This window comes from Anaeromyxobacter diazotrophicus (assembly GCF_013340205.1).
GTDB classification, from domain to species: Bacteria; Myxococcota; Myxococcia; order Myxococcales; family Anaeromyxobacteraceae; genus Anaeromyxobacter_A; species Anaeromyxobacter_A diazotrophicus.
This window is the reverse complement of the sequence record NZ_BJTG01000001.1, coordinates 391,985-405,450: the sequence shown is the minus strand read 5'-3', so window position 1 is coordinate 405,450 and position 13,466 is coordinate 391,985. Positions and strand designations below refer to the sequence as shown.

The window sequence follows — 13,466 nt, the reverse complement described above, 5'->3', positions numbered from 1 at the left end:
CGTCCCCTAGCTGAAGAAGTGCCGGCGGACGATGTTGAGGAAGTCGTTGCTGAAGTTCGCCATCTCGGTGTCGAGCACGCGGATCCGCGAGACGAAGTAGTTGTACGCCACCACGGCGGGGATGGCGGCCGCGAGCCCGAAGGCGGTCGCGATGAGCGCCTCGCTGATGGGCTTCGCCACCGTGGCGAGGTTGGCGTTGCCCATCTGGTAGATGTCGTTGAACGCCCGCATGATGCCCCACACCGTGCCGAACAGGCCGACGAACGGGGCGGCGCTGGCGGTGGTGCCGAGGAACGGCACCGTCGACTCGAGGTGCGTCACCTCGGCCACCGCGGCGCGCTTGAGCGCCCGCTCCACGTTCTCGATCCCGCCCAGCTGCTCGCTCATGGCGTCCTCGCCGGGCCGCTTCTGGCTGGCCGTCACCTTCGACAGCTCGACGTAGCCGGCCCGGAACACCTGGCTGATGGGCGAGGCCGAGAGCGCCTCGGCCGCCTGGTAGATCGCGTCGAGCCGCTTCGACTGCCAGAAGGTCTCGAGGAACTTCACCGACTCGCCCTGGGCGCGGCGCAGGTGGAGCCACTTCTTGAGGATGATGCCCCAGGAGACCACCGACGCCAGGATGAGCAGCGCGAGCACGCCCAGCACGACCGGCCCGGCGTGGGAGATGATCTCCATGTAGTCGAGGCCCCCACCGGCGGCGGCGGCGGCGAGGGGCGGGGCGAACGTGTTCGAGGTGGGCAGGAGGACCATGTGAGCTCGCGCAAGTGTTGGAAAACGGGGGAGGATTAGCACGCGGTCGGCGGCACGTCCAAGAAGCGAGGCCCCGTCCGAAGGCGCCGGTGTCGCCGGCCGGACACGCAGCGTGCCGCGCCGGCGACAGGCCTGCTGAATAAAACGCATGGCCAGCGCGACGTAGTCCATGGCATGGGGGTTGCTCGTCTGGCGGGTGCCGCGCCGGAGGGGCTTCCAGGACCGGCACCGCACGAACGGGGTCACGACCATGAAACGCGCCATCCTGCTCTTCGCCGCCCTCTCCGCTGGTGTGGGCGGGTGCTACTCCCGGCCGCTGCCGGAGACGTGCGGCGTCCCGGGCACGCTCACCCTCTACTGGCAGAACCCGCAGGGCGGCTTCCAGGCCAACGGACAGCTCTTCGGCTGCGACAGCGGCGGGGTCGCGTCGGTCCAGGTGAGCGTGAACGGCGCCGTCCAGGGCGTGTTCCCCTGCCACGGCCCCGCCGCCGACGGCATCCAGCTCACCGGCTACGGCGACGAGAGGGTCAGCGTGCAGCTCGACGCGTACGACGCCTCGAGCCACCACCTCTACCAGCAGGTGCAGACCGTGAACACGACCGCGTGCGCGGACACGCTGGTGGACGCGCGGCTGCCCGCGCTGGCGGGCGATCTCACCGTCGGCTACCAGTTCACCGACAGCCCGACCTGCGCCGCGAACACGTACATCTGGTACACCCTCCTCGACGCCACCCGGAACGAGGTGATCGACGAGGTCGGGCCGGCGAGCCTGAACCCGAAGGCGATCCCGTGCTCCTCGGTCATCGCGCTGCAGGCGGTGCCGTTCGGCCATTACACGGTGACGCGGATCCAGGAGATCCAGTACACCTCGGCGACGACCTACGTCTCGCTGCACGACACCTGCTCGCCGCAGAGCTTCGACCACCTGCTGCCGGGCGAGACGCAGACGGTCCTCGTGCCGCCGACCGCCGGCGGGACCTGCTTCTGAGGCCAGGGGTGGTTGTGCCGGCGCGCCAGGGCGGGCTATAGCGCTCGCGCATGGCGCGCATCGGCATCTTCGACTCCGGCGTGGGCGGGCTCACCGTCCAGAAGGCCATCTTCGCGCGGCTGCCGGGGCTCGACACCGTCTACCTGGGCGACACCGCCCGCGTCCCCTACGGCTCCAAGTCGGCCGAGGTGGTGACGCAGTACTCGCTCCGCAACGCGCGCTTCCTCGTCGCGCGCGAGATCGAGCTGCTCGTGGTCGCGTGCAACACCGCCTCGGCGGTGGCGCTGCCCGCGCTGCGCGAGGCGCTCGCCATCCCGGTGCTGGGCGTGGTGGAGCCGGGCGCCCGCGTCGCCGCGCGCGCCTCGCGCACGGGCCGCGTCGGCGTGATCGGCACCGCAGGCACCATCGCCTCCGGCGCCTACCAGCGCGCCATCGCCGCCGCCCGCCCCGGCGCCGAGGTGGTGGCGGCCGCCTGCCCGCTCTTCGTCCCGCTCGCCGAGGAGGGCTGGACGGACCCCGAGGACGAGGTGGTGCGCCTCGTCGCCCGCCGCTACCTGGCGCCGTTCCGCGAGGCGGCGGTGGACACGCTCGTCCTCGGCTGCACCCACTACCCCCTGCTCCGGGGCGCCATCGCGCGCGAGCTCCCGGAGGTGACGCTCGTCGACAGCGGCGACGCCATCGCCGCCGAGGTGGCGGAGCGGCTCGGCGCCGCCGGCGGCCCCGCGCAGCACCGCTTCTTCGTGACCGACACCCCGGCGCGCTTCCTCACCGTCGCGGAGCGGTTCCTCGGCCGCGCGGTCGAGCGCGCGGAGCAGGTGGACATCTAGGAGAATCCGCCGCAGTTACGCGGGTGTGTGGGCTTGATGGCCCCACCGGGATCGGCTACCGTCCGCGCATGGCGGATGTGAAGCAAATGGTCACGGGCTTCAACCACAACGTGAAGCACCGTGGGAAGGCCTACCACATCCAGACGGAGGACTCGGGCGTCGCCAACCCGCAGATCACGACCCACCTCTTCGTCGGCGGCAACATCCTCGCCACCAAGAAGACGAGCTACGCCGACATCGCCTCGGCGGAGAACCTGGGGCAGGTCGTCCGCGAGCTGATGGAGGAGCAGCACAAGGAGATGCTGCGCAACCTCGTGAACGGCGTCTACGACGACCGGGACGAGGCGCTCTCCTCTCAGGCGCGCGCCTACCAGCCGGGGCAGCTCGCCGGCGAGCCCGCGGCGCCGCCGCGGCCGGCCGCTCCGGCCGCCCCCGCGAAGCCCCCGCCGCCCCCCGCCGCCGCGCCTCCGGTCGCCGGGCGCCCGGCGCAGCCGGCGCCGCAGGTGGTGTTCCGGCCGGCGGTGACGCCGCCCCCGGTGCTGAGCCGGCCGGCGGCGCCGCCCCCGCTGCCCGGGCATCCTCCCGCCGCGGGCGCGCCTCGCCCCTCCGCCGCGCGCCCGGCCGCGCCCGCCCCCGCGGACGCGCTCTTCGGCGACGACCTCGCGAGCGAGAAGAGCCTCGACGAGGTGATCCTGTCCTACCTCTCCGAGGAGCCGGGGCGGCGCAAGTGACGCCGCCGCCGGGGCGGCGTCTCCGGCCCTGCGCATGATCCAGCTCTTCCACGTCCACAAGCAGTACGCGGGCGAGGCCCCGGCGCTGCTCGACGTCACCCTGGGCGTGGAGAAGGGCGAGTTCGTCTTCCTCACCGGCCCCTCCGGCGCCGGAAAGTCCACGCTGATGCGGCTCGTCTTCTGCGCCGAGGCGGCCACGAGCGGCCAGATCCTGGTCTTCGGCCGGAACGTCGCCAAGGTGAAGCCTTCGCAGATCCCCTACCTGCGCCGCTCCATCGGCGTCGTCTTCCAGGACTTCAAGCTGCTGCCGGACCGCACCGTGGCCGAGAACGTGGCCTTCCCGCTCGAGGTCCGCGGCCTGCCGGCGCGCGAGGTGAGGCGCAAGGTGGACGCCATCCTCCGCTCGGTGGGGCTCGAGCTCAAGGGCGGCAAGTTCCCGCTCGCGCTCTCCGGCGGCGAGCAGCAGCGGGTGGCGGTGGCGCGCGCGCTGGTGGGCGACCCGGCGCTGCTCCTCGCCGACGAGCCCACCGGCAACCTCGACCCGGAGCGCACGCTCGAGGTGATGGACCTGCTCCACGCCGCCAACGCCCGCGGGACCACCGTGCTCGTGGCCACCCACGACCGCAGCCTGCTCGAGCGGTACAAGAAGCGGGTGGTGGCGCTGGAGCGCGGCCGCGTGGCGGCCGACGGCGCCGAGATCCGCCGGACGGGGCGCGCGTGACCAGGCTCCTGCGCCGGCCGGGCTACTTCCTCGCGCGCGCCCTGGAGGCGATGGCGCGGGGCCCGCGCGTGGCGCTGGTCGCCACGCTCACGCTCTTCGTGGCCCTCTTCGTCACCGGCCTCTTCGCCGCGGCGCTCCGCGGGGGGGAGCGGCTGCTCGCGGCCTGGGCCGGCGAGGTGCGCATCTCGGTCTACCTCGAGCCCACCGCCGACCTCGAGCGCGCGCGCGAGCGGGTCGCCGCCGCCGCGGCCGGGCGCCAGGTGGAGGCGGTGAGCTCGCCCGAGGCGCTGCGCCGCTTCCGCGCGGCGCTGGGGCCCCAGGGCGGCCTGCTCGACGGCGTGAAGCCGGACCTCCTGCCGCCCTCGATCGAGGTGAGCGCCCCCGGCATCCGCCTGGCCGAGGCGCGCGCGCTGGCGGCGCGGCTGGCGGCGGTCCCGGGCGCGCGCGAGGTGGACTACGGCAACGCCTGGCTGGAGCAGCTGGAGCGGCTCCTCTCGCGGCTGCGCTGGGCGGGCGCCGCGCTGTTCGCCGCGCTCGCCGCCGGCGCGGCGGTGCTGGTGTCGAACACGCTCCGCCTGGGCGTGTTCGCCCGCCGCGACGAGATCGAGATCATGAAGCTCGTCGGTGCCACCGACGTGTTCGTGGAGGCGCCGTTCCTGATCGAGGGGCTGCTGCAGGGCGCGCTGGGCGGCCTGCTCGCGGCCGGGGGGCTGCTGGCGGTGGCGGCGGCGGCCGTCCCGGCGCTGGCCGGCGCCACCGGCCTGCCGCTCGCGCGCGCCGACCTCGTGCCCAGCGCGCTCCTCGCCGCGCAGATCGGCGGCGGCGCGGCGCTGGGCCTCCTGTCGAGCGCCCTCGCGGTGGGGCGCGAGCTCCGGCGGAGGTGACGGTGACCGGGGCCGCGCTGGCGCTCCTCGCGCTCGCCCTCGGCGCCGACCCGCGGGCGCGCCTCGAGGAGCTGCGCGCGCACAAGGCGGCGGAGGAGTCGGCGGCGCGCGCGCTGGCCGCGCAGGAGGGCTCCCTGCTGTCCGCGCTCGACGCGGCCGAGCAGGGCTGGCTGGCGGCGGCCGCCGCCGCGGCCGAGGCCGAGGCCGAGCGCGCCGCCGCCGAGCTGCGGCTCGCCCGCGCCCGCGCCGAGGAGGCCGCGGCCCAGACCCGCCTGGCGGGGCTGCAGGAGGAGCTCGGGCCGCGGCTCCGCGCGCGCGCGCGCCAGGGCCAGCTCGGCGAGCTCCGCCTGCTCGCCAGCGCCCCTTCGCTGGCGGACCTCGTGAAGCGCCGGTACCTGTGGGCGGAGGTGACGCGCCACGACCTCGCGCTCCTGGGCGAGGCGCAGCGCGCGCTCGAGGCGCGCGAGCGGGCGCGGCGCGGCCGCGAGGAGGAGGCGGCGCGGGTGGCCTCGCTGGCGCGGCGGTCCGCCGCGCGGCGCGACGAGGCGGCGGCGCGGCGCGAGGAGCACCGCACCCTGCTCGGCGCCGTCCGCAGCGCGCGCACCCTCCACGAGCGCGCCGCCGGCGAGGCGGCCGGCCAGGAGGTGAAGCTGGCCGAGTTCGTGGCCGCCCTCCCGCCGCTCGGCGCCGGCGCGCCCCTCCACACCGGGTTCCCGCAGCTGCGCGGCCGGCTGCCGCGCCCGGCCGCCGGGCCGGTCGAGGCCGGCTTCGGGCGGGTGGTCGATCCACGCTGGGGCACGGTGACGGTCCAGAACGGGGTGGACATCCGCGCCGCCCCGGGCGCCGAGGTGCGCGCGGTGGCGCCGGGGCGGGTCGCGCACGCCGGCTGGTTCAAGGGCTACGGCAACCTCGTCATCGTGGACCACGGCGAGGGGTACCACACGCTCGTCGCGCACCTCGCCTCGATGAGCACCGCCATGGGCGAGACGGTCGAGGCGGGGACGCTGCTCGGGACCGTGGGCGACACCGGGTCGATGAAGGGGCCCTACCTCTACTTCGAGATCCGCGAGCGCGGCCGGCCGGTCGATCCGGCCGCCTGGCTGCGGCCGTGAGACGGTCGTAGGATGCCGCGCATGAGCCGCTCCCGCCTCCTCGCCGCCCTGGCCGTGGCCGTCGCCTTCTTCGCCGGCCTGTCGGTCGACCACGCCGCGCGCGCCGCCCGCCGCGACGGCGGGCAGCCGTACCGCCCCCTCGACGTGTTCGCCGACGTGCTCGCCTACGTGGAGAACGGCTACGTCGAGGAGGTGAAGGAGAAGGAGCTGGTGTACGGCGCCATCGAGGGGATGGTGGCGCGGCTCGACCCGCACAGCCAGTTCATGCGGCCGGAGGTGTACCGCGCGCTCAAGGAGGAGACCACCGGTGAGTTCGAGGGGGTGGGGATCGAGCTGGCCGTGAAGGGCGACCAGCTCCTGGTGGTCGCCCCCATCGCCGACTCCCCGGCCGAGCGTGCCGGCATCGCCGCCGGCGACCGGCTGCTCGCGATCGACGGGGCGAGCACGCGGGAGATGGGGCTCTCCGACGCGGTCCAGCGGCTCAAGGGGCCGGCCGGGAGCAAGGTGGTGCTGCAGGTCATGCGCGACGCCTTCAAGGCGCCGCAGGCGCTGACGGTGCTGCGCGAGCGGGTGCGCACCCAGAGCGTCACCTGGCGGGTGCTCGACCCGGCCAGGGGCTTCGCGCTGGTGCAGGTGAAGACGTTCCAGGAGCGGACCGACGCCGCGCTCAAGAAGGCGCTCGACGGGGCGCGGCAGGAGCTCAAGGGCGAGCTGCGCGGGCTGGTGCTCGACCTGCGCAACGATCCGGGCGGGCTGCTCGACCAGGCCGTGAAGGTCGCCGATCGCTTCCTGCGCGACGGGATCATCGTCAGCACCGAGGGGCGCACCAAGAAGGGCGCCGAGGTGGAGCGCGCGCACGAGAAGGACACCGAGCCGGGCTACCCCATCATCGTCCTCGTGAACCGCGGCACGGCCTCCGCGAGCGAGATCGTGGCCGGCGCCCTCCAGGACCACGGGCGGGCCCTGATCCTCGGCACCCAGACCTTCGGCAAGGGCTCGGTCCAGAGCCTCATCGACCTCGAGGACGGCTCCGGCCTCAAGCTGACCGTGGCGCGCTATTACACGCCCAAGCACCGCTCCATCCAGGAGCTCGGCATCACCCCGGACGTGGTGGTCGCCGACGCCGCCCCGCCGCTGCGCGACGACGAGGGGCCGGGCGAGAAGGACCTGGAGCGGCACTTCAAGAACGACGCGGCGAGCCCGGCGGCCGCCGCGGGAGCGGTCGCGCCGCCGCAGGACTACCAGCTCAGGACCGCGCTCGACTACCTGCGGGCGGCGACCATCTTCAAGGGCGCCCCGACCGCGCTGCCCCCTTCGGCGGTGAAGCGCTAGGGGGCTTCCGGTTTGACCCTCGGTCGAGCCGTCCGGCGCGCGTCGACTTCCGTTTTCCCGTGGAGCGTCGGGGGGTTTCCATTTGACTTCCGAGGCTGAGCGGCTATAGTCCGCGCGGCTTCGTCAGGGGGGAGGGCTACGCTCCCTCGCGTCGAGGAATGACCGTGAGCGCCTCCGGGTGCGCTCCCCCGCCAGGTGGACAGCTCCGAAGATGAGCCCCCTCGAGATCTCCGTCGTCATCGCTTACGTCGCGGTGCTGCTCGTGCTCTCCGTGTACGGGTCGCACCGCTACTACATGGCGTACCTGTACTACCGGCACAAGTTCCGCCTGCCGACGCCGCGCGCTCGCTTCGGCGAGCTGCCGCGGGTGACCGTGCAGCTGCCGGTGTTCAACGAGATGTACGTCGTGAACCGGCTCATCGGCGCCGTGTGCGCGCTCGACTACCCGCGCCACCTGCTCGAGGTGCAGGTCCTCGACGACTCCACCGACGAGACCTGCGACATCGCGCGCGCCTGCGTCGACCGGTGGCGCGAGCAGGGCGTCGACATCAGCTACGTCCACCGCACGGATCGCGCCGGCTTCAAGGCGGGCGCGCTGGAGCACGGCCTCAGGCTCGCCAAGGGCGAGTTCGTGGCGGTCTTCGACGCCGACTTCGTGCCGGAGCCCGACTTCCTGCGCCGCACCGTCCACTTCTTCACCGACCCGAAGGTCGGGATGGTGCAGGTGCGCTGGGAGCACCTCAACCGGGAGTACAGCGCGCTCACGCAGTGCCAGGGCATCCTGCTCGACGGCCACTTCGTCATCGAGCACACCGCCCGCAACCGGTCCGGCGCCTTCTTCAACTTCAACGGCACCGCCGGCATCTGGCGGCGGGAGACCATCCGCGGCGCCGGCGGCTGGCAGCACGACACCCTGACCGAGGACCTCGACCTCTCCTACCGGGCGCAGCTCGCCGGGTGGAAGTTCGTCTTCCTGCCCCAGGTCACCGCCCCGGCCGAGATCCCGGTCGAGATGAACGCCTTCAAGAGCCAGCAGCACCGCTGGGCGAAGGGCTCCATCCAGACCGCGCTCAAGCTCCTGCCGCGCATCTTCGCGGCGCCGCTCCCGTATCACGTGAAGCGGGAGGCGTTCTTCCACCTCACCGCGAACTTCGCCTACCTGCTCATGATCCCGCTGGCGCTGCTCATGCCCATCACCATCATGGTGCGGGTGGGGCACGGCTGGTACGAGGTGCTGCTCCTCGACATCCCCTTCTTCGCCGCGGCGACCGCGTCGGTGTGCTCGTTCTACTTCGCGAGCCAGCGCGAGATCGGCATGACGGTGTGGCAGCGCCTGCGCTACATGCCGTTCCTGATGGCGCTCGGCATCGGCCTGTCGGTGAACAACTCCCGCGCCGTGGTCGAGGCGCTCCTGCACCACCAGTCCGGCTTCACCCGGACCCCCAAGCACGGGGTGAAGGGGGCCGGCGAGCGGGTGACGCGCAAGCGCTACCGCGCCACGGCGACGCTGCAGCCGCTCGTCGAGCTCGCCCTCGCCGCCTACATGACCTACGGCATCCTCTTCGTGCTCGACCGCCAGGTCTGGTACGCGCTGCCGTTCCTGCTGCTCTTCCAGGCGGGCTTCGGCTACGTCGGGCTCATGAGCGTGTGGGAGGGCCTGCGCGACGGGTGGAGCCGGCTCCGCTTCACCGCCGCGGCGCAGGCGGACGTCGACGCGTAGGGCGGGGGCTCGTCCCCCGCCGCGCTTCACCCCAGCGGCTTCTCGTAGACCGTGACGCCGCGGTCGAGCCGCCCGACGATCGCGAAGCTCAGCCGCTCCCAGAACTGCTTCGCCTCGACGTTCTCGTCGACGACCGAGAGGCGGAGCGCCCGGTACCCGGCGCGCGCCAGCGCGGCCTCGGTGGCGGCGGTGGTCTCCTTGCCGAACCCGAGCCCCTGGCAGGCCTCGCGGAAGAGCAGGAGCCCGATCTGCGCCGTGCCCGGCTCGGGGTAGTCGAGGTGCAGGTCGAGCACGCCGACGGCGGGGCCGCCCGCGCGCGGCACCAGGACGAAGACCTTGCGGTGGTCGTCCACCTCGGCGTCGGCCAGGAGCTGGATGGCGGCGTCGGGGCCCGGCGGGCGCCCCTCGGTGCGCGCGAAGTAGTCCGGCGCGCCCTCGAAGCAGGCCTGGATCTGCGCCGCGTGCCGGCCGCTCGCGGGCACGGCGCGGAGCCGCGGCCCGTCGATGTCGAGCCCTACCTCGTCGATCTCCGCCTGTTGCGAGGTCATGCGACCCTTCGAGCGCTCGCCCGCGTGAGGCGAGGTGGGACGTCTCCTCCTTGGATAAACCTCCACCTCGGTGGAGGTCAAGGCTGGGAGGGGTGCTACACGCCCAGCAGCGCGCCGACGTGGGCCCGCTCCAGGGTGGGGACCACGTGGTCGGGGCCCTCGGCGCGCAGCGCCTCCACGCTGAAGCGGCCGGTGGCGACCGCCAGCACCGGGCAGCCGGCGGCGCGGGCCGCCGTGACGTCGCGCGGCGTGTCGCCGATGACGAGCGCCTCCTCCGGTGCGAGCGCCCGGCCCAGCCGCGCCGAGGCGCGGCGCACCGCGGCCGCCACGATGTGCTCGCGCGCCTCGCCGTCCCCCGCGAACCCGTACACGCCGCCGTCGTCGAAGCCGAAGAAGCGGTCGAGCCCGCCGCGGCCGAGCTTGATGCGCGCGCCGCGCCGGATGTTGCCGGTGCACAGGCCGACCGTCCGCCCCGCCGCCGCCAGGTCCGCGAGCAGGGCCGGGACCCCCGGCAGCACCTCGTAGCCGGGGCCGTGGATCTCCTGCTCCAGGTGGTCGGCGTAGGTGTCGAGGATGCGGTCGCAGAGCGCCTCCTCGAACGGGTGGCCCACCGCCAGCATCGCCTCGCGCACGATGAGCCGGTCGGTCATGCCGTCGAGCTTCATGCCGGAGAGCCAGGTCTCCTCGGGGCGCACCGCGCCGCCCAGGTGCTCCTCCATGGCGCGCTCGAGCGCGCGGCGGCCCGCGCCCCCGCAGTGGAGGAGGGTGCCGTCGATGTCGAACAGGAGGACGGAGGGGCGCAAGCGCCGCCACTCCTACCGGACCGCGCCGAAGGTTTCAACCCGCCCGGCGAGCGGGCCGGGGCGCGGCTACTCCCGGCGGTCCTGGTCGCGCTCGCGCCGGCGCACCACCGCCTCGGCCAGGTTGCCCATGTGCAGGTTCACGGTGCGCAGGTAGGCGAGCAGGTCGAGGTGCACGCTGGAGGTCTCGAGCGACTCGCGCAGCCCCTGGTTGAGCCGGGCGATGTGCTTCTCCTTGAGCTCGGCCTCGATGTCCATGAGCTTCTGCCGGTGGCGCAGCACCTTGCGCGCGATCTCCTCGTCCGCGCTGGAGAAGGCCACCAGCGCCAGGTCGAGGTTCTCCGAGACCTTACCGTGGAACTCCCGGATGTCGGCCCAGCCCTCCCTGGAGAAGGCGAGCCCGTGCGCGGCCTTCTTGCGGGCCAGCGCCAGGATGTTGCGGTTCACCAGGTCGCCGGCGTTCTCCACGTCGGAGGCGAGGCTGATGAGCTCCATCTGCCGGTCGGCCTGCTCGCGGGTCATCGCCTCCTGGCCCAGCCGCGCCAGGTAGAAGCGGATCTCCCGGTTCAGGATGTCGACCTGGTCGTCGCGCGCCTCGATCTCGGCCGCCAGGTCGACGCCGCCCTCCTCGAAGCAGCGGAGGCAGTCCTTCACCATGTCCGCCACGATGTCGGCCATGCGCAGGAACTCGCGCTGGGCGTTGCCGAAGGCGAGCGCCGGACTCTCGATGGCGCGCGGGTCGAGGTAGCGGGGCCCGAAGCGCTCGCGGCCGCCGCCGTCGGGGTAGAGCCGCGAGACGAGCCGCGCCCCGACGCCGACGAAGGGCAGGAAGACGAGCGCGGTGCACAGGTTGAAGATGGAGTGCGCGTTCGCGATCTGGCGGGGCACGTCCGGCGCGGTCCGCTCGGCGAGCCGGGTGAAGGCGCCGATGAAGGGGAGGAACCCGGCCACCCCGAGCAGCTTGAAGAGCGCGTGGGCGAAGGCCACGCGCTTCCCGGCCGGCGCCTGGCCGGCGGCGGCCACGATGGGCGTGAGGGTGGTGCCGATGTTGGCGCCGAGGACGAGCGGCGCCGCCGCCGCCATCGACATGCTGCCCGAGGTCGCGAGCGCGATGAGGAGCCCGATGGTCGGCGCCGAGCCCTGCATGAGCAGGGTGGCGGCGGCGCCGGCCGCCAGCCCGGCGAAGGGCGTGGTCGCGAGGTGCGCGAGCACGGTGGCGAAGAGCGGCGATCCCCGCAGCGGCAGCGTGGCGTCGCTCATGAGCTTCAGGCCGAAGAAGAGCAGCCCGATCCCCATCACCGCTTCGCCCGCGTACCGGACGCGCCGCTTGCGGGTGAAGAAGCGCAGCGCGAAGCCGAGCGCGACCAGCAGGAGCGCGTAGGGGGTGAGCCGGAAGGCGATGAGCTGGACCGTGACGGTGGTGCCGATGTCCGCGCCCAGCACCACCGCCATGGCCTGCGGCAGGGTCATGAGGCTCGAGGCGGCGAACCCGACCAGCATCACCGTCACCGCCGTCGAGGACTGGACGATGGTGGTGACGACCGCGCCCGAGACGAGCCCGACCACCCGGTTGCGGGTCAGCGCGAACAGGAGCGTGCGCAGCCGCTCGCCCGCCACGACCTGCAGCCCCTCGCGGGCGAGGCCCAGGCCGTGGAGGAAGATGGCCAGCCCGCCCAGGAGGACCGTCAGGTCCAGGAAGCTCATCTCACCCCTCGAACAGCGCCTCGACGAACTCGTGGGGCGAGAACGGCCGCAGGTCGGCCACCTGCTCGCCCACGCCGACGTACCGCACGGGGAGCTTCAGCTCGTCGCAGATGCCGATCACGACGCCGCCCTTGGCGGTGCCGTCGAGCTTGGTGAGGACGAGCCCGGTGACGCCGAGCGCGTCGTGGAACTGCCGCGCCTGCGCGATGGCGTTCTGGCCGTTGGTGGAGTCGAGGACGAGCAGCACCTCGTGCGGCGCGCCCGGGGAGGCCTTGGCCATGACGCGCTTCACCTTCTTGAGCTCCTCCATGAGGGGCGCCTTGGTGTGGAGGCGCCCGGCCGTGTCGCACAGCACCACGTCCACGCCCCGCTCGACGCCCTGCTTCACCGCCTCGAAGCAGACGCTGGCCGGGTCGGCGCCCTCGGGCGCGCGCACCACCGGCGCGCCCACGCGCTCGGCCCAGATCTCGAGCTGCTCGCCGGCCGCGGCCCGGAAGGTGTCCCCCGCCCCGAGCAGCACGCTGTGGCCGCCCTGCTGGAGCTTCGCGGCCAGCTTCCCGACGGTGGTGGTCTTCCCGCTGCCGTTCACGCCCACCACCATGACCACGTACGGCCGCGCCGGCCCGATCGCGAGCCCCTCGCTCGCGCCCCCGCGCCCGTCGAGGGTGAGGATGCGCTCGATGTCCTCGCGCAGCACCGCGCGGAGCCGGGAGGGATCGGCGAGCTCCTTGCGCTTCACGCGCTCGCGGGCGGACTCGAGGAGCCGGGTGGCCGTCTGCACCCCGATGTCGGCGGTGAACAGCACCTCCTCCAGGTCGGCCAGCACCGCCTCGTCCACCGGCTTGCCGCCGGTGAAGAGCGCCTCGAGGCGGGCCATGAAGCCGCCCCGCGTCTTCGCGAGGCCCGCGGCGAGCGTGCGGCCCGCCTCGGCCTCGGCGCGGCGCCGCCGCTCCTCCTCCTCGCGCTGGCGCGCCTCCTCGGCCTCGCGCGCGGCCCGCTCCGCCTCCTCCCGCGCGCGGCGCGCCTCCTCCTCCTGGGCCGCCCGCCGGCGCTCCCGCTCGAGCCGCTCCTCCTCCTTCTTGCGCCGGTACTCCTCCTTGCGGCGCGCCTCGCGCTCCTCGCGCCCGAGCGCGGGCTCCGCCTCCCGCGCCGGGGGCGGCGGGGCGGCGGGGGGCGGCGCGCGCCGCTGGGCGGGCGGCAGCTCGGGCGCGGCCGGCGGCGGGGCGAGCGGCGGCCGGCGGCGGCGCCGCAGCACCAGCACCGCCGCCGCGAGCACCAGGAGCAGCGCCACCGCCAGCGCGGCGACGACGGCCTGGTCGGTCGCGGTCAGGGCGAGCGGGATGCGCATG

At 74.0% G+C, this 13,466-nt stretch carries 13 protein-coding genes; 8 read left to right on the top strand and 5 right to left on the bottom strand.

What is annotated here, in order from left to right:
• Positions 1 to 6: 6 nt before the first annotated feature.
• Positions 7 to 750, bottom strand: coding sequence for a protein TolQ (gene tolQ, locus HWY08_RS01810; RefSeq protein WP_176062406.1), 744 nt, complete (start codon positions 748 to 750; stop codon positions 7 to 9).
• Positions 751 to 1,000: 250 nt separating this feature from the next.
• Between tolQ and HWY08_RS01805 the strand changes: the two genes are divergently transcribed.
• The 8 genes from HWY08_RS01805 (at position 1,001) to HWY08_RS01770 (ending at position 9,065) form a co-directional block, all read left to right on the top strand.
• Complete coding sequence (locus HWY08_RS01805) at positions 1,001 to 1,738, top strand: hypothetical protein (protein WP_176062405.1); 738 nt, start codon at positions 1,001 to 1,003, stop codon at positions 1,736 to 1,738.
• A 50-nt stretch (positions 1,739 to 1,788) separates the two neighbouring features.
• Entirely contained in the window at positions 1,789 to 2,565 is a 777-nt protein-coding gene (gene murI, locus HWY08_RS01800) for a glutamate racemase (protein WP_176062404.1), read from the top strand.
• A 68-nt stretch (positions 2,566 to 2,633) separates the two neighbouring features.
• A complete protein-coding gene (locus HWY08_RS01795; protein WP_176062403.1) occupies positions 2,634 to 3,296 on the top strand; it encodes a RomY N-terminal domain-containing regulatory protein in 663 nt (220 codons plus the stop codon).
• Positions 3,297 to 3,330: 34 nt separating this feature from the next.
• Positions 3,331 to 4,017: a cell division ATP-binding protein FtsE gene (ftsE, locus tag HWY08_RS01790; RefSeq protein ID WP_176062402.1), complete on the top strand. Its 687-nt coding sequence runs from the start codon at positions 3,331 to 3,333 to the stop codon at positions 4,015 to 4,017.
• Positions 4,014 to 4,901, top strand: a complete 888-nt coding sequence (locus HWY08_RS01785; RefSeq protein ID WP_235969402.1) for a cell division protein FtsX — start codon at positions 4,014 to 4,016, stop codon at positions 4,899 to 4,901. The genes ftsE and HWY08_RS01785 overlap by 4 nt, the downstream gene beginning before the upstream one ends.
• A 2-nt stretch (positions 4,902 to 4,903) precedes the next feature.
• Entirely contained in the window at positions 4,904 to 6,013 is a 1,110-nt protein-coding gene (locus HWY08_RS01780) for a murein hydrolase activator EnvC family protein (protein ID WP_235969401.1), read from the top strand.
• Between the two features lie 21 nt (positions 6,014 to 6,034).
• A complete protein-coding gene (locus HWY08_RS01775; RefSeq protein WP_235969400.1) occupies positions 6,035 to 7,345 on the top strand; it encodes a S41 family peptidase in 1,311 nt (436 codons plus the stop codon).
• Positions 7,346 to 7,556: 211 nt separating this feature from the next.
• Positions 7,557 to 9,065 (top strand): glycosyltransferase, encoded by a 1,509-nt coding sequence (locus HWY08_RS01770; protein WP_176062399.1) that lies wholly within the window; start codon positions 7,557 to 7,559, stop codon positions 9,063 to 9,065.
• A 26-nt stretch (positions 9,066 to 9,091) separates the two neighbouring features.
• On the opposite strand, the gene HWY08_RS01765 is transcribed toward HWY08_RS01770, so the two are convergent.
• The 4 genes from HWY08_RS01765 to ftsY all read right to left on the bottom strand — a co-directional run bounded on the left by HWY08_RS01765 (position 9,092) and on the right by ftsY (position 13,465).
• Complete coding sequence (locus tag HWY08_RS01765; RefSeq protein ID WP_176062398.1) at positions 9,092 to 9,613, bottom strand: GNAT family N-acetyltransferase; 522 nt, start codon at positions 9,611 to 9,613, stop codon at positions 9,092 to 9,094.
• Positions 9,614 to 9,708: 95 nt separating this feature from the next.
• Positions 9,709 to 10,416, bottom strand: coding sequence for an HAD family hydrolase (locus HWY08_RS01760; RefSeq protein ID WP_176062397.1), 708 nt, complete (start codon positions 10,414 to 10,416; stop codon positions 9,709 to 9,711).
• Positions 10,417 to 10,482: 66 nt separating this feature from the next.
• Positions 10,483 to 12,117, bottom strand: a complete 1,635-nt coding sequence (locus HWY08_RS01755) for a Na/Pi cotransporter family protein (RefSeq protein WP_176062396.1) — start codon at positions 12,115 to 12,117, stop codon at positions 10,483 to 10,485.
• Between the two features lies 1 nt (position 12,118).
• Complete coding sequence (ftsY, locus tag HWY08_RS01750) at positions 12,119 to 13,465, bottom strand: signal recognition particle-docking protein FtsY (protein WP_176062395.1); 1,347 nt, start codon at positions 13,463 to 13,465, stop codon at positions 12,119 to 12,121.
• Position 13,466: the final 1 nt, after the last annotated feature.

Bases quoted from the DNA above. Each gene is read 5' to 3' on its own strand.
- tolQ (WP_176062406.1), bottom strand. From the start codon at position 750: ATGGTCCTCCTGCCCACCTCGAACACGTTCGCCCCGCCCCTCGCCGCC.
- ftsY (WP_176062395.1), bottom strand. From the start codon at position 13,465: ATGCGCATCCCGCTCGCCCTGACCGCGACCGACCAGGCCGTCGTCGCC.
- HWY08_RS01775 (WP_235969400.1), top strand. From the start codon at position 6,035: ATGAGCCGCTCCCGCCTCCTCGCCGCCCTGGCCGTGGCCGTCGCCTTC.
- HWY08_RS01765 (WP_176062398.1), bottom strand. From the start codon at position 9,613: ATGACCTCGCAACAGGCGGAGATCGACGAGGTAGGGCTCGACATCGAC.
- murI (WP_176062404.1), top strand. From the start codon at position 1,789: ATGGCGCGCATCGGCATCTTCGACTCCGGCGTGGGCGGGCTCACCGTC.
- HWY08_RS01805 (WP_176062405.1), top strand. From the start codon at position 1,001: ATGAAACGCGCCATCCTGCTCTTCGCCGCCCTCTCCGCTGGTGTGGGC.
- HWY08_RS01755 (WP_176062396.1), bottom strand. From the start codon at position 12,117: ATGAGCTTCCTGGACCTGACGGTCCTCCTGGGCGGGCTGGCCATCTTC.
- ftsE (WP_176062402.1), top strand. From the start codon at position 3,331: ATGATCCAGCTCTTCCACGTCCACAAGCAGTACGCGGGCGAGGCCCCG.
- HWY08_RS01770 (WP_176062399.1), top strand. From the start codon at position 7,557: ATGAGCCCCCTCGAGATCTCCGTCGTCATCGCTTACGTCGCGGTGCTG.
- HWY08_RS01795 (WP_176062403.1), top strand. From the start codon at position 2,634: ATGGCGGATGTGAAGCAAATGGTCACGGGCTTCAACCACAACGTGAAG.